Source organism: Escherichia sp. 93.1518 (assembly GCF_013368915.2).
Taxonomy (GTDB): Bacteria; Pseudomonadota; Gammaproteobacteria; order Enterobacterales; family Enterobacteriaceae; genus Escherichia; species Escherichia ruysiae.
On record NZ_JABWMT020000005.1, the window covers coordinates 179,257 to 197,021 of the forward strand.

Below are 17,765 nucleotides of genomic sequence, written 5' to 3' on the forward strand. Positions count from 1 at the left end.
GCAATGATGATATTACGCCTTCGAATCCCGCAACTTGCGACTCAGCCAAATCCCGTGATGCGGTCGCTGCCGCCATGCCATCGACGAAATGGTGTGCATTGTATTCAGATGGCCAATAACGCGTTGTAAATGCTGCTCCAGCGTGCCAGACGCGCCTTCGTGTGGCAGCATCTCTGGCGAGTCTATGATATTGGCGTCACCAGAACTACCCGGTTCATCATATTCCAGGCGCTGCTGACAGCGTTGAATAGCGATTTCACAAGACTGCAAATATTCCTGCGCCAGTTCCGGCGGTAATGTCCGGTGCTCCCGCGCCAGCGTGGTCATGGCATTAATATGCTCAACAATAAACTGACTATGCGTTACCCACAGTTTCATATCTGCCAGATAATGGCTGTTAAACGCCGGTTCCTGCATCGCCTGGTTCAATGAGTTATACAAGGTGTTATGCGCCTGATTAACCCGCATTCGTTGCCAGGCTAGTGGCGTAGGTTGCGGATCTTTACTGAGGATCAGACGAATGGCCTCCTGGTAAGTTTCTAAGGCATCATGGGCGTTCTTGCGCAATAAGCCGCTCTGCCACTGCGGCCACAGCCAAACTGTGCCGCCGAAGGCAATCAGACAGCCGATGATAGTATCGATAAGACGGGGGATGATGTACTGCTCACCATTCAGCCATAACAGTTGCAGGGTATATACAGCGGTAATGGTAAAACCGACCGTCGCCCAGCCGTAGTTTTTGCGCAATATCAGGTAACTGGCGAGCGTGGTGAAAAGCATCAGCGTCAGGGTGTAACCCTCAGGGATTTTAAAGTGCAGCGCAACGCCTGCAATAATTAATCCAACCACGGTTCCCACAGAACGATTCACAATCCGCAGGCGAGTCGCGCCGTAGCCATTTTGCGTCACCAGCAATACCGTCATTAGTATCCAATAGGATTTCGGCAGATGCAGCGCGGTGCCCATCAGACTGGCAATGCTTAACATCACACTCAGTCGTCCGGCATTACGCAGTGCTGGCGATTTCAGGGAAAGATAGCTTTTCAGCGCCGGGAGTAACGGCATTCGGCGCTGTTTATCTGCCAGTAAGTCACGGGCATAGAGTGGTTTTTGCGTTCGCAGCACTCGGGCGATGCGGCTGAAATGCCAGTAGCAGAATTGCCCCACAGGGTTATCCGGATGTTGGCGGGCGATTTTTTCCAGTGCGCCAATTTGCTTTTCCATCGTAAAACGCGTCGGCAGGCGATGATAAAGAATGTCATCAGCCAGCACGCGCAGGCGAGCGGCGACGGTTTGCGCATTCCAGCGGATAACTTCCTCCGCATGGCTACGTTCGACCAGCTTTTGCACCTCTTCCGGCTGATGCAAACTGACCGAAATGTGTTCCTGTAAATCCAGCGCCTCCTGGAAAATGCGCAGCATCCGCTTGTAATCGGTATTATTTTGCGCGGAAAGCATATGCATTTGCTGATAGCACTGGGTAATTAAATCGACCGCTTTTTGCTGGCGTTCCAGCAGCGGTGGCAACGCTTTCTCAGGATCGGTGTGCTGGGTAAGCAGGCTGTATTTGGCTTCGCAATAATCTGCCAGTTCACGGTACAGCAGGCTAAGGGACTCACGTAGCGGTTGTTCGCGCCAGAGCCAGAACCAAAACCAGTTAAACAGCCCATACCAGAGTGTACCTAACGCATAGATGAGCAACGGTTCCCAGACGGGCATGTATCCCGCCAGACTTAAGGTAAAAATAGCTGCCAGCAGCGATGCGGGAAGTAATTTTGCGTGTAATGGCCCTAACTCGGCAGTAACGCCAAGTATCAACGTTAACCCCGTCAGCAGAAATGGCAGGGGGATATCTTTTTCCAGCAGCAGTTGTGTTAGCAAGCTGCAGGTGGCAAACAGCGACGCACCAATAATTAAACGCTTGAAAAAACGTTTATGGGGAGTATCAAGCCCCGCAATATTGCAACAGGCGGGGACGAGGGAAAAGAGCAGCCCGAGTCTTAATTCGCCAAGCAATAGACCAACGGCCACGGGCAAACATAGCACCAGCGTTTGTCGTAGTGCATAGTTGATATCGGGATGATAAATCAGTCTGCGCCACATCGGGTTAAACAAAATGGCGCGCTACTCAGTAACGCGCCACTCCGACGGGATTAACGAGTGCCGTAAACGACGATGGTTTTACCGTGTGCGGAGATCAGGTTCTGATCTTCCAGCATCTTCAGAATGCGCCCCACGGTTTCACGAGAACAGCCGACAATCTGACCGATTTCCTGACGGGTAATTTTGATTTGCATACCGTCAGGGTGAGTCATGGCATCCGGTTGTTTTGCCAGGTTCAGCAGAGTCTGTGCAATGCGGCCCGTTACATCGAGGAACGCCAGGTTACCCACTTTCTCTGAAGTGACTTGCAGACGACGCGCCATCTGTGCGGAGAGACGCATCAGAATATCCGGGTTTACCTGAATTAATTGGCGGAATTTTTTGTAGGAAATTTCAGCCACTTCACAGGCGGTTTTCGCACGTACCCATGCGCTACGTTCCTGGCCTTCTTCAAACAGGCCCAGTTCGCCAATGAAATCACCCTGATTCAGATAAGAGAGGATCATTTCTTTACCCTCCTCGTCTTTGATCAGCACTGCCACAGAGCCTTTAACGATGTAGTACAGCGTTTCCGCTTTTTCACCCTGGTGAATAAGCGTGCTCTTGGATGGGTACTTATGAATGTGGCAATGAGACAAGAACCATTCGAGAGTCGGGTCTGTTTGCGGTTTGCCAAGCACCATGCGCGGTTATCCTCTGTTATAAGCTTTCTCCAGAGCCAGAAAACGCCGCTGTCTCTGGATTGCCGAAATGTGCTTCCCGCTACCTGGGAAGGGGCTATCAACTGAACTGCACGGTAATGTGACGTCCTTTACATACATGCAGTACATCAATGTATTACTGTAGCATCCTGACTGTTTTAGCATAGCTTTCGCGTTGTGTCTCCTGGTGTCTCGCTTCAGCATGACCCAGGTCGCCTTCCGTTGCGCGATTTGGTCAGTACGCGTACTCTGTCAGGAAAATTGACGCAATGGAGTTTCGATTATGCAAGCGCGTGTGAAGTGGGTCGAAGGGTTAACCTTTCTGGGCGAGTCCGCCTCTGGTCACCAGATTTTAATGGATGGCAACTCTGGCGATAAAGCGCCAAGTCCGATGGAAATGGTGTTGATGGCGGCAGGTGGCTGTAGCGCAATTGATGTGGTTTCTATCCTGCAAAAAGGGCGTCAGGATGTGGTCGATTGTGAAGTAAAATTGACCTCTGAACGCCGCGAAGAGGCACCACGCCTGTTTACGCACATTAATCTGCATTTTATCGTCACCGGTCGTGGCCTGAAAGACGCAGCGGTTGCGCGTGCGGTCGATCTCTCAGCCGAGAAGTATTGCTCAGTCGCGTTGATGCTAGAAAAAGCGGTGAATATTACTCACTCGTATGAAGTGGTTGCCGCGTAATTTAACTATCCCGTTGTGAAGCCGGAGAGTATTTTATCCGGCTTAATAGCAGAGTTACTCGATTTTCTTCCCTTCCATCAGTCGTTGCACCAGCGGCAGCATAATTAACTCCATTGCCAGACCCATTTTGCCGCCCGGCACCACTAATGTATTGATGTGGGAAATGAACGAGCCTTGCAGCATCGCCAGCAGCCAGGGGAAATCGATTCCCTCCAGATTACGAAAATGGATTACCACAAAGCTTTCATCCAGCGATGGGATGCCTTTTGCGGCGAAGGGGTTTGAGGTGTCAACGGTGGGGACGCGCTGGAAGTTAATATGGGTGCGAGAAAACTGCGGTGTGATGTAGTTGATATAGTCTTCCATTGAGCGAACTACCGAGTCCATCACCGCTTCTCGCGAGTGCCCGCGCTCGCCGGTATCGCGAATGAGTTTTTGAATCCACTCCAGGTTAACGATAGGCACTACACCAACCAGTAAATCCACATGCTGCGCGACGTTATGTTGTGGTGTGACCACGCCGCCGTGCAAACCTTCATAAAACAGCACATCGGTGGGTTCTGGCAGCGCCTGCCACGGGGTAAACGTACCAGGCACCTGATTCCACGGTACGGCTTCGTCGTAGGTATGCAGATATTTGCGAGATTTCCCTTTGCCGCTCTGGCCGTATTCAATGAAGGTTTGTTCCAGCAGGCCGAAGTCGTTAGCTTCGGGGCCGAAGTAGCTGATATGCCGTCCTGCATCGCGCGCCTTGCGGATCGCCATGTCCATTTCCGGGCGGGTGTAGCGGTGAAAGCTGTCGCCTTCTACCTCGGCTGAGCGCAGATTTAACTGCGCGAATATTTTACGAAACGCGAGGCTGGTGGTGGTGGTTCCCGCGCCGCTGGACCCTGTTACTGCAATGACCGGATGTTTGGCAGACATAGTAACTCCATGACTTAGCTATCATTATTATCTCGTCCGCCGACGGTTGCAGGCTATTCGCGAAACTGACTGCGCGGCATAATATTGACCGTTTCGTGCAGCTCCGACCATACCAGCACCGCTTCTCCGCACTGTAGCTGGCGTTTGACGTCGGCGACTTTCTGTTCAAGTGTACGCTCATGTTCACCATAATCGGTGCCTTCACGTAACACAAAGCTTTCAATTAAATTTTCCAGCGTTTCGGGGGAGAGGTCTTGCCACGGAATCAACATGATTTCGCCTCCAGATACGTTGTTAACCAGTCAGGAATGCGTGACTCCAGCCACATTTGCGGATGAAGTAATGTACCGCCAATAAAGCCAACATGACCGCCATGTTCCGTCAGTTGATACTCCACCTGCGGGGGGAGACTTTCTGGTTTCGGGATCACCTGATGATCCATAAACGGATCGTCTTTGGCGTGAATAATCAGCGTGGGTTTGGCGATCCGGTTCAGCATCGGCATGGCGCTACACTGACGATAATAGTCGATAGCGTCAGCGTAGCCGTGAATTCTGGCGGTGATTAGATCGTCAAATTCACGGATGCGACGTACCGATTTTAACTGCGCGAGATTAATCGGCAGTGTTCCGGGGTAGGCTGCCAGCTTACGCGCAGCATTGGCTTTTAACAGGTTCAGCAAGTAACGCTGATAAACGCGGGAAAAGCCCTTTTCCATATGATAGCTACAGGCTTCCAGCATAAACGGCGCAGAGACAATCACCGCCGCATCAACCGGGAGATCATTGCCTTCTTTTGCCAGCAAACAGGCCAGCATATTACCGCCGAGCGAATAGCCGACGGCAGCCGTTGGCGCGTGACCAAACTCGCGTTGCAGCCAGCGTAAAAACCAACTGGCGTCTTCGGTTTCGCCCGAATGGTAAATGCGGTGCATCCGGTTTGGTTCACCGCTGCAACCGCGAAAATGCATCACCACGCCCAGCCAGCCGCGCTTTTGCGCTGCCTCGATCAGACCATGCGCATAAGGGCTATTGAGGCTGCCTTCGAGACCGTGGAAGACCACCAGACGTGGTTTATGCTGCGCCTGTGCGGGATCTTCACTCCACGCGAGATCGACAAAATCACCGTCGGGCAACTCCAGTCGCTGCCAGTGCGGGGTGAATTTCACCTGACGACGAAACAGACGCGGCAGCATGGTTTGGAGATGGCAATTGCTGAAACCGCGCATAGGGGTGAATTCAGCACTGCTGCTGAATTCATTGGCATCGGTCGTCGTTATCTGCGCCATCAGTTGCTTTGGCCTTCCAGCAGCATCTGCTCAAGCTGCTCCTGGGCTTCCAGCCATGCCATTTCGCACTCTTCCAGGCCGGATTTGGCGCTGGCTTGCTGTTGCAGGCAGGCGGTCAACTCCGCTTTACGGCTCTGGTCATACAGTTCGCTGTCGCCGAGTTTCTCTTCCGCCTGCGCCAGTTGCGCGTTCAGCTTCTCCATCTCTTTTTCCAGACGGACAATCTCTTTACGCAGTGGCTGGGTTTGCGCACGCAGCTCCGCTTCCCGACGCTTCTGATCTTTACGTGCCTGGGCGCTGTTCGCATTCTCTTTTGGCGCTTCGTCGGTCTGGTTTTCCTGCTTTTGTACGTCGCTCAACCACTGTTGATAATCTTCCAGATCGCCGTCGAACGGTTCGACTTTACGATCGTGAACCAGGTAGAGGTCGTCAGTGGTGGAACGCAGCAAATGACGGTCGTGCGAGACGACAACCAGCGCGCCTTCAAACTCGATTAATGCTTCGGTGAGTGCCTGACGCATGTCGAGGTCAAGGTGGTTAGTCGGTTCGTCGAGCAGCAGCAGATTCGGACGCTGCCAGACAATTAATGCCAGCACCAGGCGGGCTTTTTCCCCACCTGAGAAGCGGCGCGTTTCTTCGGTTACTTTATCGCCCTGGAAACCAAAGCCGCCGAGGTAGTCACGCAGTTTTTGTTCCAGCTCCTGCGGCGCTAAACGTGCCAGATGTTGAATAGGTGATTCGTCGGCGCGCAGGTATTCAAGTTGATGCTGGGCGAAGTAGCCGAGCTTGATCCCTTTCGCCAGACCAATTTCACCGCTGACTGGCGCAAGTTCACCGGCTAACAGTTTGATTAATGTCGATTTACCCGCGCCGTTGCGGCCTAACAGACCAATGCGCGAGCCGGGCACCAGGTTCAGTTTAATCGAGTCGAGAATAATGCGATCGCCATAGCCCGCGCTGACTTTTTCCATCTTCAGTAACGGATTTGGCAGGCTTTCCGGCGCGCGGAAGCTAAAGCGGAACGGGTTGTCGACGTGCGCGGGGGCAATCAGCTCCATACGCTCGAGCATCTTAATGCGGCTCTGGGCCTGCTTCGCTTTGGTGGCTTTGGCACGGAAACGGTCGATATAACTTTGCAGATGCGCTACGCGTTCCTGCTGGCTTTCGTACATCGCTTGTTGCTGCGCCAGACGGGTGGCGCGCTGTACTTCAAACGAACTGTAGTTGCCGGTGTACTCGAACATGCTTTGTTGTTCGATATGAATAATTTTATCAACGATCGGATCGAGGAAGTCGCGGTCGTGAGAGATCAGGATCAGCGTGCCTTGATAGCTCTTCAACCATTTTTCCAGCCAGATAACGGCATCGAGATCGAGGTGGTTAGTCGGTTCGTCGAGCAGCAGCAAGTCTGAACGGCAAATCAGCGCCTGGGCAAGGTTAAGACGCATACGCCAGCCACCGGAGAAATCACTTACCGGGCGCTCCAGTTGTTCATTGCTGAAACCGAGGCCGTGCAGCAGGCTGGCGGCACGGGAGCGAATACTCCATGCGTCAATAGCATCCAGCTTGCCATGAATGGTCGCAATGGCGTGCCCGTCGTTACGTTCGTTGGCGTCGTGCAGCTGCGCTTCCAGTTGACGATATTCACGGTCGCCGTCAATGACATATTCCAGCGCCGCTTGCGGTAACGCTGGCGTTTCCTGATTCACCCACGCCAGTTGCCAGCTTCCCGGAAAGGTGTAGCTGCCGCCGTCGGCGCTGATTTCATTTTTCAGCAATGCCAGCAGGGTAGATTTACCACAGCCGTTTTTACCCACCAGGCCGACTTTCTGCCCGGGGTTGATGGTGGCGGTGGCATTATCCAGCAGGACGCGCACGCCGCGACGAATTTGTAACGAGGAGAAAACAATCATAAGGCGCCGTATGTTCAGACTATGTTAACTTATCATTATGATAATGTAATGTATGGGCGAGCTGCCGCACCGGGCGCAATGGTAGCCCAAAACAGCGACTATACACAAAAACCATACCGGGAGGGGGATGATGTCTCAGCCAGCGAAAGTTTTGCTGCTGTATGCCCATCCGGAATCTCAGGACTCGGTGGCAAACCGGGTACTGCTTAAACCGGCCACGCAGCTCAGCAATGTTACCGTGCACGATCTTTACGCGCACTATCCCGACTTTTTTATTGATATCCCCCGTGAGCAGGCATTACTGCGCGGGCACGAGGTGATTGTTTTTCAGCATCCTCTTTATACCTATAGCTGCCCGGCGCTACTGAAAGAGTGGCTGGACCGGGTATTAAGCCGTGGTTTTGCCAGTGGGCCGGGAGGAAATCAACTGGCGGGAAAGTACTGGCGCAGCGTGATCACCACCGGTGAGCCGGAAAGTGCTTACCGTTATGACGCACTGAATCGCTACCCGATGAGCGATGTTCTACGCCCCTTTGAACTGGCGGCGGGCATGTGCCGGATGCATTGGTTAAGCCCCATCATTATTTACTGGGCGAGACGGCAAAGCGCACAGGAGCTGGCGAGTCACGCCAGAGCCTACGGTGACTGGCTGGCAAATCCGCTGCCCCCAGGAGGCCGCTGATGGAAGGTTCCGATTTTTTACTCGCAGGAGTGCTGTTTCTCTTCGCGGCGGTGGCTGCGGTGCCGCTGGCATCGCGGCTGGGTATTGGCGCTGTGTTGGGATATTTGCTGGCAGGGATTGCGATTGGCCCGTGGGGGCTTGGGTTTATTAGCGACGTCGATGAGATCCTCCACTTTTCGGAACTCGGCGTGGTATTCCTGATGTTTATCATCGGGCTTGAGTTGAACCCCTCCAAGCTCTGGCAATTGCGGCGCTCGATTTTTGGCGTAGGCGCGGCGCAGGTGCTGTTAAGTGCGGCGTTGCTGGCGGGATTATTGATGCTGACGGATTTCGCCTGGCAGGCGGCGGTGGTCGGTGGCATTGGGCTTGCGATGTCATCAACTGCAATGGCGTTGCAATTGATGCGTGAAAAAGGGATGAATCGTAGTGAATCCGGGCAGCTCGGGTTTTCGGTTCTGCTGTTTCAGGATCTGGCGGTGATCCCTGCGCTGGCGTTAGTGCCGCTGCTGGCGGGATCGGCAGACGAACATTTCGACTGGATGAAGGTCGGCATGAAGGTGCTGGCATTTGTCGGCATGTTGATTGGTGGGCGCTATTTGCTGCGTCCGGTATTCCGCTTTATTGCGGCTTCTGGCGTTCGGGAAGTGTTCACCGCCGCGACGCTGCTGCTGGTGCTGGGTTCTGCGTTGTTTATGGATGCGCTGGGGCTGTCTATGGCGCTCGGTACGTTTATTGCGGGCGTGCTGCTGGCGGAAAGCGAATATCGCCATGAACTGGAAACGGCTATCGATCCGTTTAAAGGCTTGTTGCTCGGGCTATTTTTTATCTCCGTCGGGATGTCGCTTAACCTCGGGGTGCTTTATACCCATCTGCTGTGGGTAGTGATAAGCGTGGTCGTGCTGGTGGCGGTGAAAATTCTCGTGCTGTATCTGTTAGCGCGCCTGTATGGCGTGCGCAGTTCTGAGCGGATGCAGTTTGCTGGCGTGCTGAGTCAGGGCGGTGAGTTTGCCTTTGTGCTCTTTTCTACCGCTTCTTCACAACGCTTATTTCAGGGCGACCAGATGGCGCTGTTACTGGTGACGGTAACGCTTTCCATGATGACCACGCCGCTGCTGATGAAGCTGGTGGATAAATGGCTATCCCGCCAGTTTAACGGAACGGAAGAAGAAGATGAAAAACCGTGGGTCAACGATGATAAACCGCAGGTCATTGTCGTGGGCTTTGGGCGTTTTGGTCAGGTGATTGGTCGTTTACTGATGGCGAATAAAATGCGCATTACCGTGCTGGAGCGGGATATCAGCGCCGTTAACCTGATGCGCAAATATGGCTACAAAGTTTATTACGGCGACGCCACACAGGTTGACCTGTTGCGCTCCGCAGGTGCAGAGGCCGCAGAGTCTATCGTCATCACCTGTAACGAGCCTGAAGATACCATGAAGCTGGTGGAAATATGCCAGCAGCACTTCCCGCATTTGCATATTCTTGCGCGAGCGCGCGGACGTGTCGAAGCACATGAGTTATTACAAGCAGGGGTGACACAGTTTTCCCGTGAAACATTCTCCAGTGCGTTAGAGCTGGGGCGCAAGACGTTAGTGTCGCTAGGTATGCATCCACATCAGGCGCAGCGGGCACAACTGCATTTTCGTCGCCTGGATATGCGAATGCTGCGGGAACTCATCCCGATGCACGCTGATACCGTACAAATTTCTCGCGCCAGGGAAGCCCGACGCGAACTGGAAGAGATTTTCCAGCGTGAAATGCAACAAGAACGACGCCAAATGGATGGCTGGGATGAATTTGAGTAGAGGGTGAAGATGGCAATCCGAAAACGTTTTATTGCTGGCGCGAAATGTCCAGCCTGTCAGGCGCAAGACTCAATGGCGATGTGGCGCGAAAATAATATTGATATTGTTGAATGTGTTAAGTGTGGGCATCAGATGCGTGAAGCCGATAAAGAAGCCCGCGATCACGTTCGCAAAGATGAGCAAGTGATTGGGATTTTTCATCCGGACTAGCGATATGCGCCGAGTTTTTTTAAGCTAGTGAGTACACGGCAGCAGAATTCCGATACAATCTGCGCCACTATTCTTCCCATGCTCAGGAGATATCATGAAAGTAGCAAAAGACCTGGTGGTCAGCCTGGCCTATCAGGTACGTACAGAAGACGGTGTGTTGGTTGATGAGTCTCCGGTGAGTGCGCCGCTGGACTACCTGCATGGTCACGGTTCCCTGATCTCTGGCCTGGAAACGGCGCTGGAAGGTCATGAAGTTGGCGACAAATTTGATGTAGCTGTTGGCGCGAACGACGCTTACGGTCAATACGACGAAAACCTGGTGCAGCGCGTTCCTAAAGACGTATTTATGGGCGTTGATGAACTGCAGGTAGGTATGCGTTTCCTGGCTGAAACCGACCAGGGCCCGGTGCCGGTTGAGATCACTGCGGTTGAAGACGATCACGTTGTGGTTGACGGTAACCACATGCTGGCGGGTCAGAACCTGAAATTCAACGTTGAAGTTGTGGCGATTCGCGAAGCGACTGAAGAAGAACTGGCTCATGGTCACGTTCATGGCGCGCACGATCATCACCACGATCACGACCATGATGGTTGCTGCGGTGGTCATGGCCACGATCACGGTCATGAACACGGTGGCGAAGGCTGCTGTGGTGGTAAAGGTAACGGCGGTTGCGGTTGCCACTAATACCGTAAAGGTATCAAAAAAGCGGGACTTACCCGCTTTTTTTTCGCCTTAATAATGCGGCGGTGGCGTTTCTTCAGCCTGCGATGCGATGTTCGACGGCTGGCTGGCTTTTAACTTCTCGGTCAGCAGACGCAGATGATCGCGCAGTTTTGCCATCTCCATTTCATGAGCGGTCACCGTGACGTTCAGTTCTTCAATGGTGATTTCCTGAAAAGCCAGTCGGCTCTCCAGCTCTGCCAGGCGTGCTTCCATTGATAAATCCTGCATGGTTCACCTCTTTGGTCGAATGATCGCTGCGGATTCTACTTAACTTTGCTGCCAGAGACAGCACTCATTTCGCGACATCGAAACTAATTTAAACAAAAAGAGTCTGAAAATAGATGATAATAGGGCGTGTCTGTATGTAGATTTATCCGACAACGCTTTATAGTACCTTTCTGATAATAGTTAACCCTGGGGTGAGATGCCCCGATCCTGGAGATATGGATGAAATCACTGTTTAAAGTAACGCTGCTGGCGACCACAATGGCCGTTGCCCTGCATACACCAATTACTTTTGCTGCCGAAGCGGCGAAACCTGCTACAACTGCTGACAGCAAAGCAGCGTTCAAAAATGACGATCAGAAATCAGCTTACGCACTGGGTGCTTCGCTGGGTCGTTACATGGAAAATTCTCTGCAAGAACAAGAAAAGTTGGGCATTAAGCTGGATAAAGATCAGCTGATCGCTGGTGTCCAGGATGCGTTTGCTGATAAGAGCAAACTTTCCGATCAAGAGATCGAACAGACTCTGCAAGCATTTGAAGCTCGTGTGAAGTCTTCTGCCCAGGCGAAGATGGAAAAAGACGCGGCTGATAACGAAGCTAAAGGTAAAGAGTACCGCGAGAAATTTGCCAAAGAGAAAGGTGTGAAAACCTCTTCGACTGGCCTGGTTTATCAGGTAGTAGAAGCCGGTAAAGGCGAAGCACCGAAAGACAGCGATACTGTTGTAGTGAACTACAAGGGTACGCTGATCGACGGTAAAGAGTTCGATAACTCTTACACCCGTGGTGAACCGCTCTCTTTCCGTCTGGACGGCGTGATCCCAGGCTGGACCGAAGGCCTGAAGAACATCAAGAAAGGTGGCAAGATCAAATTGGTTATTCCACCAGAGCTGGCTTACGGTAAAGCGGGCGTTCCGGGGATCCCACCAAACTCTACTCTGGTATTTGACGTAGAGTTGCTGGATGTGAAACCAGCGCCGAAGGCTGATGCGAAGCCAGAAGCCGATGCGAAAGCCGCAGATTCTGCTAAAAAATAAGCATTAAGAACCGCCGCCTGACCAGGCGGCGGTTTTTTTATTACAGGCCGGATATAATTAGTGCTGGAAAGCGGAACCTCCGCTGTATTAATTTAGTTACCCGCATCATTAATGAGCCTGCCCTGAAAAGTTAACGACAGGCTCCTGAAAAGGAGTGTTTTTTTTCATGTCCAGGTCGCTTTTAACCAACGAAACCAGTGAGTTGGATTTACTGGATCAACGTCCTTTCGACCAGACCGATTTTGATATTCTGAAATCCTACGAAGCTGTGGTGGACGGGTTAGCGATGCTCATTGGCTCCCACTGTGAAATCGTTTTGCACTCTTTGCAGGATTTAAAATGTTCAGCCATTCGTATTGCCAACGGTGAACATACAGGCCGGAAGATTGGTTCGCCGATTACCGATCTGGCGCTGCGTATGCTGCACGATATGACGGGGGCGGATAGCAGCGTTTCTAAATGCTATTTTACTCGCGCCAAAAGCGGTGTATTAATGAAGTCCCTGACTATCGCCATTCGTAACCGCGAACAGCGTGTAATTGGTCTGCTGTGCATCAATATGAATCTTGATGTTCCCTTCTCGCAGATCATGAGTACCTTTGTGCCGCCAGAAACCCCGGACGTCGGTTCAAGCGTCAACTTTGCGTCTTCTGTTGAAGATCTGGTCACCCAAACGCTGGAGTTCACCATTGAAGAAGTGAATGCCGATCGCAATGTTGCCAATAACGCTAAAAATCGCCAGATCGTGCTGAATCTTTACGAGAAAGGGATCTTCGATATTAAAGACGCGATCAACCAGGTGGCTGACCGTCTGAACATCTCCAAACACACTGTCTATCTCTACATCCGCCAGTTCAAGAGCGGTGATTTCCAGGGGCAAGATAAGTAATGCGTTTTGCCATCGTGGTGACCGGGCCAGCATACGGTACGCAACAGGCGAGTAGTGCCTTTCAGTTTGCGCAGGCGCTGATAGCAGAAGGCCATGAGTTAAACAGCGTCTTTTTCTATCGGGAAGGGGTCTATAACGCTAACCAATTGACCTCTCCGGCAAGTGATGAATTTGACCTTGTGCGCGGCTGGCAACAACTGAATACACAACATGGCGTGGCGCTGAATATTTGCGTGGCGGCAGCATTGCGTCGCGGTATCGTCGATGAAACTGAAGCTGGAAGACTCGGTCTGGCATCTGCAAATCTCCAGCCGGGCTTTACCTTAAGTGGCCTTGGCGCTCTGGCTGAAGCCTCGCTGACCTGTGACAGGGTGGTACAGTTCTGATGAAACGAATTGCGTTTGTTTTTTCTACTGCACCTCATGGTACAGCTGCTGGTCGTGAAGGATTGGATGCTTTATTGGCGACTTCCGCATTAACTGACGAACTCGCCGTCTTCTTTATTGCCGATGGCGTTTTTCAGCTTCTGCCAGGGCAAAAGCCCGATGTGGTGTTGGCGCGTGATTATATCGCAACCTTTAAACTGCTGGGGCTGTATGACATTGAACAGTGCTGGGTTTGTGCGGCTTCACTGCGTGAACGTGGGTTAGATCCCCAGACACCCTTTGTTGTAGAAGTCACTCCGCTCGAAGCAGAAGCATTGCGTCGGGAACTCGGCAACTACGATGTTATTTTGAGATTTTGAGGCGTACATGCTGCATACATTACATCGCTCACCCTGGCTGACGGATTTGCCTGCGCTGCTGCGTCTGCTCAGCGATGGGGATGAACTGCTGTTATTGCAGGATGGCGTCACTGCCGCAGCTGATGGTAACCGCTACCTTGAAAGTTTGCGTAATGCCCCCATTAAGGTCTATGCCCTGAACGAAGACCTCATCGCTCGTGGTTTGGTTGGTCGAATTTCGAACGATATCACTCCCATTGACTATACTGATTTCGTCAGACTTACGGTTAAGCACACCAGCCAGGTCGCCTGGTAACGGTGGGATCGTTGTATATTTCTTGACACCTTTTCGGCATCGCCCTAAAATTCGGCGTCCTCATATTGTGTGAGGACGTTTTATTACGTGTTTACGAAGCAAAAGCTAAAACCAGGAGCTATTTAATGGCAACAGTTAACCAGCTGGTACGCAAACCACGTGCTCGCAAAGTTGCGAAAAGCAACGTGCCTGCGCTGGAAGCATGCCCGCAAAAACGTGGCGTATGTACTCGTGTATATACTACCACTCCAAAAAAACCGAACTCCGCACTGCGTAAAGTATGCCGTGTTCGTCTGACTAACGGTTTCGAAGTGACTTCCTACATCGGTGGTGAAGGTCACAACCTGCAGGAACACTCCGTGATCCTGATCCGTGGCGGTCGTGTTAAAGACCTCCCGGGTGTTCGTTACCACACCGTACGTGGTGCGCTTGACTGCTCCGGCGTTAAAGACCGTAAGCAGGCTCGTTCCAAGTATGGCGTGAAGCGTCCTAAGGCTTAATGGTTCTCCGTTAAGTAAGGCCAAACGTTTTAACTTAAATGTCAAACTAAACTCGTAGAGTTTTGGACAATCCTGAATTAACAACGGAGTATTTCCATGCCACGTCGTCGCGTCATTGGTCAGCGTAAAATTCTGCCGGATCCGAAGTTCGGATCAGAACTGCTGGCTAAATTTGTAAATATCCTGATGGTAGATGGTAAAAAATCTACTGCCGAATCTATCGTATACAGCGCGCTGGAGACCCTGGCTCAGCGTTCTGGTAAATCTGAACTGGAAGCATTCGAAGTAGCTCTCGAAAACGTGCGCCCGACTGTCGAAGTTAAGTCTCGCCGCGTTGGTGGTTCTACTTATCAGGTACCAGTTGAAGTCCGTCCGGTTCGTCGTAATGCTCTGGCAATGCGTTGGATCGTTGAAGCTGCTCGTAAACGCGGTGATAAATCCATGGCTCTGCGCCTGGCGAACGAACTTTCCGATGCTGCAGAAAACAAAGGTACTGCAGTTAAGAAACGTGAAGACGTTCACCGTATGGCCGAAGCCAACAAGGCGTTCGCACACTACCGTTGGTAATCCCTTCGGAGTTTTAGTCACCAGGCGGGCGCTTCCAGTAAGCAGCCCGCTTTGGGCTACTTAAATTGAACGCCTAAAAGATAAACGAGGAAACAAATGGCTCGTACAACACCCATCGCACGCTACCGTAACATCGGTATCAGTGCGCACATCGACGCCGGTAAAACCACTACTACCGAACGTATTCTGTTCTACACCGGTGTAAACCATAAAATCGGTGAAGTTCATGACGGCGCTGCAACCATGGACTGGATGGAGCAGGAGCAGGAACGTGGTATTACTATCACTTCCGCTGCGACTACTGCATTCTGGTCTGGTATGGCTAAGCAGTATGAGCCGCATCGCATCAACATCATCGACACCCCGGGGCACGTTGACTTCACAATCGAAGTAGAACGTTCCATGCGTGTTCTCGATGGTGCGGTAATGGTTTACTGCGCAGTTGGTGGTGTTCAGCCGCAGTCTGAAACCGTATGGCGTCAGGCAAACAAATATAAAGTTCCGCGCATTGCGTTCGTTAACAAAATGGACCGCATGGGTGCGAACTTCCTGAAAGTTGTTAACCAGATCAAAACCCGTCTGGGCGCGAACCCGGTTCCGCTGCAGCTGGCGATTGGTGCTGAAGAACATTTCACCGGTGTTGTTGACCTGGTGAAAATGAAAGCTATCAACTGGAACGACGCTGACCAGGGCGTAACCTTCGAATACGAAGATATCCCGGCAGACATGGTTGAACTGGCTAACGAATGGCACCAGAACCTGATCGAATCCGCAGCTGAAGCTTCTGAAGAGCTGATGGAGAAATACCTGGGTGGTGAAGAACTGACTGAAGCAGAAATCAAAGGTGCTCTGCGTCAGCGCGTTCTGAACAACGAAATCATCCTGGTAACCTGTGGTTCTGCGTTTAAGAACAAAGGTGTTCAGGCGATGCTGGATGCGGTAATTGATTACCTGCCATCCCCGGTTGACGTACCTGCGATCAACGGTATCCTGGACGACGGTAAAGACACTCCGGCTGAGCGTCACGCAAGTGATGACGAGCCGTTCTCTGCACTGGCGTTCAAAATCGCTACCGACCCGTTTGTTGGTAACCTGACCTTCTTCCGTGTGTACTCCGGTGTGGTTAACTCTGGTGATACCGTACTGAACTCCGTGAAAGCTGCACGTGAGCGTTTCGGTCGTATCGTTCAGATGCACGCTAACAAACGTGAAGAGATCAAAGAAGTTCGCGCGGGCGACATCGCTGCTGCAATCGGTCTGAAAGACGTAACCACTGGTGACACCCTGTGTGACCCGGATGCGCCGATCATTCTGGAACGTATGGAATTCCCTGAGCCGGTAATCTCCATCGCAGTTGAACCGAAAACCAAAGCTGACCAGGAAAAAATGGGTCTGGCTCTGGGTCGTCTGGCTAAAGAAGACCCGTCTTTCCGTGTATGGACTGACGAAGAATCTAACCAGACCATTATCGCGGGTATGGGCGAGCTGCACCTCGACATCATCGTTGACCGTATGAAGCGTGAATTCAACGTTGAAGCGAACGTAGGTAAACCGCAGGTTGCTTACCGTGAAACTATCCGCCAGAAAGTTACCGATGTTGAAGGTAAACACGCGAAACAGTCTGGTGGTCGTGGTCAGTATGGTCATGTTGTTATCGACATGTACCCGCTGGAGCCGGGTTCTAACCCGAAAGGCTACGAGTTCATCAACGACATTAAAGGTGGTGTAATCCCTGGCGAATACATCCCGGCCGTTGATAAAGGTATCCAGGAACAGCTGAAAGCAGGCCCGCTGGCAGGCTACCCGGTAGTAGACATGGGTATTCGTCTGCACTTCGGTTCTTACCATGACGTTGACTCCTCTGAACTGGCGTTTAAACTGGCTGCTTCTATCGCCTTTAAAGAAGGCTTTAAGAAAGCGAAACCAGTTCTGCTTGAGCCGATCATGAAGGTTGAAGTAGAAACTCCGGAAGAGAACACCGGTGACGTTATCGGTGACTTGAGCCGTCGTCGTGGTATGCTCAAAGGTCAGGAATCTGAAGTTACTGGCGTTAAGATCCACGCTGAAGTACCGCTGTCTGAAATGTTCGGATATGCAACTCAGCTGCGTTCTCTGACCAAAGGTCGCGCATCATACACTATGGAATTCCTGAAGTATGATGAAGCGCCGAGTAACGTTGCTCAGGCCGTAATTGAAGCCCGTGGTAAATAAGCCTCAGGGTTAATACCAAAGTCCCGTGCTCTCTCCTGAAGGGGAGAGCACTATAGTAAGGAATATAGCCGTGTCTAAAGAAAAATTTGAACGTACAAAACCGCACGTTAACGTTGGTACTATCGGCCACGTTGACCACGGTAAAACTACTCTGACCGCTGCAATCACCACCGTACTGGCTAAAACCTACGGCGGTGCTGCTCGTGCATTCGACCAGATCGATAACGCGCCGGAAGAAAAAGCTCGTGGTATCACCATCA

21 protein-coding genes are annotated in these 17,765 nt (G+C 51.9%); 14 read left to right on the forward strand and 7 right to left on the reverse strand.

Annotated features, from left to right (window positions below; genetic code table 11):
• Positions 1-12 precede the first annotated feature (12 nt).
• Together HEN21_RS05840 and crp are read right to left on the reverse strand one after the other, a co-directional pair.
• A complete protein-coding gene (locus HEN21_RS05840; RefSeq protein WP_123058464.1) occupies positions 13-2,103 on the reverse strand; it encodes a YccS/YhfK family putative transporter in 2,091 nt (696 codons plus the stop codon).
• Between the two features lie 50 nt (positions 2,104-2,153).
• The gene (gene crp / locus HEN21_RS05845; RefSeq protein WP_000242755.1) at positions 2,154-2,786 is read right to left on the reverse strand and encodes a cAMP-activated global transcriptional regulator CRP; all 633 of its coding nucleotides are present in this window, start codon (positions 2,784-2,786) and stop codon (positions 2,154-2,156) included.
• Positions 2,787-3,087: 301 nt separating this feature from the next.
• Between crp and HEN21_RS05850 the strand changes: the two genes are divergently transcribed.
• Positions 3,088-3,492: an OsmC family protein gene (locus tag HEN21_RS05850; protein ID WP_001590807.1), complete on the forward strand. Its 405-nt coding sequence runs from the start codon at positions 3,088-3,090 to the stop codon at positions 3,490-3,492.
• 54 nt (positions 3,493-3,546) lie between these two features.
• Here the strand turns inward: HEN21_RS05850 and HEN21_RS05855 are convergent, their stop codons facing one another.
• The 4 genes from HEN21_RS05855 to HEN21_RS05870 are packed head-to-tail and all read right to left on the reverse strand — an operon-like array spanning position 3,547 to position 7,617.
• Entirely contained in the window at positions 3,547-4,416 is an 870-nt protein-coding gene (locus HEN21_RS05855; protein ID WP_001274700.1) for a phosphoribulokinase, read from the reverse strand.
• Between the two features lie 53 nt (positions 4,417-4,469).
• A complete protein-coding gene (locus HEN21_RS05860) occupies positions 4,470-4,688 on the reverse strand; it encodes a YheU family protein (RefSeq protein ID WP_000907085.1) in 219 nt (72 codons plus the stop codon).
• Positions 4,682-5,704 (reverse strand): hydrolase, encoded by a 1,023-nt coding sequence (locus tag HEN21_RS05865; RefSeq protein WP_105285368.1) that lies wholly within the window; start codon positions 5,702-5,704, stop codon positions 4,682-4,684. Before HEN21_RS05865 ends, HEN21_RS05860 begins: the two co-directional genes overlap by 7 nt.
• The gene (locus HEN21_RS05870; protein WP_137659741.1) at positions 5,704-7,617 is read right to left on the reverse strand and encodes an ABC transporter ATP-binding protein; all 1,914 of its coding nucleotides are present in this window, start codon (positions 7,615-7,617) and stop codon (positions 5,704-5,706) included. Before HEN21_RS05870 ends, HEN21_RS05865 begins: the two co-directional genes overlap by 1 nt.
• A gap of 130 nt (positions 7,618-7,747) precedes the next feature.
• On the opposite strand from HEN21_RS05870, the gene kefG reads away from it, so the two are divergent.
• From kefG to slyD, 4 genes are all read left to right on the forward strand, one after another.
• The gene (kefG, locus tag HEN21_RS05875) at positions 7,748-8,299 is read left to right on the forward strand and encodes a glutathione-regulated potassium-efflux system ancillary protein KefG (protein WP_010357561.1); all 552 of its coding nucleotides are present in this window, start codon (positions 7,748-7,750) and stop codon (positions 8,297-8,299) included.
• A complete protein-coding gene (kefB, locus tag HEN21_RS05880; RefSeq protein ID WP_000399149.1) occupies positions 8,299-10,104 on the forward strand; it encodes a glutathione-regulated potassium-efflux system protein KefB in 1,806 nt (601 codons plus the stop codon). The genes kefG and kefB overlap by 1 nt, the downstream gene beginning before the upstream one ends.
• 9 nt (positions 10,105-10,113) lie before the next feature.
• On the forward strand, positions 10,114-10,314 hold the full coding sequence (locus HEN21_RS05885; RefSeq protein WP_001007730.1) for a YheV family putative zinc ribbon protein: 201 nt from the start codon (positions 10,114-10,116) through the stop codon (positions 10,312-10,314).
• A 94-nt stretch (positions 10,315-10,408) separates the two neighbouring features.
• Positions 10,409-10,999, forward strand: coding sequence for a peptidylprolyl isomerase (slyD, locus tag HEN21_RS05890; protein WP_000861334.1), 591 nt, complete (start codon positions 10,409-10,411; stop codon positions 10,997-10,999).
• A 48-nt stretch (positions 11,000-11,047) separates the two neighbouring features.
• On the opposite strand, the gene HEN21_RS05895 is transcribed toward slyD, so the two are convergent.
• Positions 11,048-11,266 (reverse strand): protein SlyX, encoded by a 219-nt coding sequence (locus HEN21_RS05895; protein ID WP_001153620.1) that lies wholly within the window; start codon positions 11,264-11,266, stop codon positions 11,048-11,050.
• A 219-nt stretch (positions 11,267-11,485) separates the two neighbouring features.
• Between HEN21_RS05895 and fkpA the strand changes: the two genes are divergently transcribed.
• From fkpA to HEN21_RS05940, 9 genes are all read left to right on the forward strand, one after another.
• Positions 11,486-12,298 (forward strand): FKBP-type peptidyl-prolyl cis-trans isomerase, encoded by an 813-nt coding sequence (gene fkpA / locus HEN21_RS05900; RefSeq protein WP_000838278.1) that lies wholly within the window; start codon positions 11,486-11,488, stop codon positions 12,296-12,298.
• A gap of 166 nt (positions 12,299-12,464) precedes the next feature.
• Complete coding sequence (locus HEN21_RS05905; RefSeq protein ID WP_010357572.1) at positions 12,465-13,187, forward strand: helix-turn-helix transcriptional regulator; 723 nt, start codon at positions 12,465-12,467, stop codon at positions 13,185-13,187.
• On the forward strand, positions 13,187-13,573 hold the full coding sequence (gene tusD / locus HEN21_RS05910) for a sulfurtransferase complex subunit TusD (protein WP_001209682.1): 387 nt from the start codon (positions 13,187-13,189) through the stop codon (positions 13,571-13,573). Before HEN21_RS05905 ends, tusD begins: the two co-directional genes overlap by 1 nt.
• Positions 13,573-13,932: a sulfurtransferase complex subunit TusC gene (gene tusC / locus HEN21_RS05915; protein WP_000820726.1), complete on the forward strand. Its 360-nt coding sequence runs from the start codon at positions 13,573-13,575 to the stop codon at positions 13,930-13,932. The genes tusD and tusC overlap by 1 nt, the downstream gene beginning before the upstream one ends.
• 7 nt (positions 13,933-13,939) lie before the next feature.
• A complete protein-coding gene (gene tusB, locus HEN21_RS05920) occupies positions 13,940-14,227 on the forward strand; it encodes a sulfurtransferase complex subunit TusB (protein ID WP_176251760.1) in 288 nt (95 codons plus the stop codon).
• Between the two features lie 125 nt (positions 14,228-14,352).
• Positions 14,353-14,727: a 30S ribosomal protein S12 gene (gene rpsL / locus HEN21_RS05925; RefSeq protein ID WP_000246815.1), complete on the forward strand. Its 375-nt coding sequence runs from the start codon at positions 14,353-14,355 to the stop codon at positions 14,725-14,727.
• Positions 14,728-14,823: 96 nt separating this feature from the next.
• Positions 14,824-15,294, forward strand: a complete 471-nt coding sequence (gene rpsG / locus HEN21_RS05930; protein ID WP_001138043.1) for a 30S ribosomal protein S7 — start codon at positions 14,824-14,826, stop codon at positions 15,292-15,294.
• Between the two features lie 96 nt (positions 15,295-15,390).
• Positions 15,391-17,505 carry an elongation factor G gene (fusA, locus tag HEN21_RS05935; protein WP_000124700.1) on the forward strand — a complete coding sequence of 705 codons (2,115 nt, stop codon included), beginning with the start codon at positions 15,391-15,393 and terminating at the stop codon, positions 17,503-17,505.
• A gap of 70 nt (positions 17,506-17,575) precedes the next feature.
• Positions 17,576-17,765 (forward strand): GTP-binding protein (locus HEN21_RS05940; protein ID WP_021498352.1); only part of this gene is annotated, 190 nt, incomplete at its 3' end.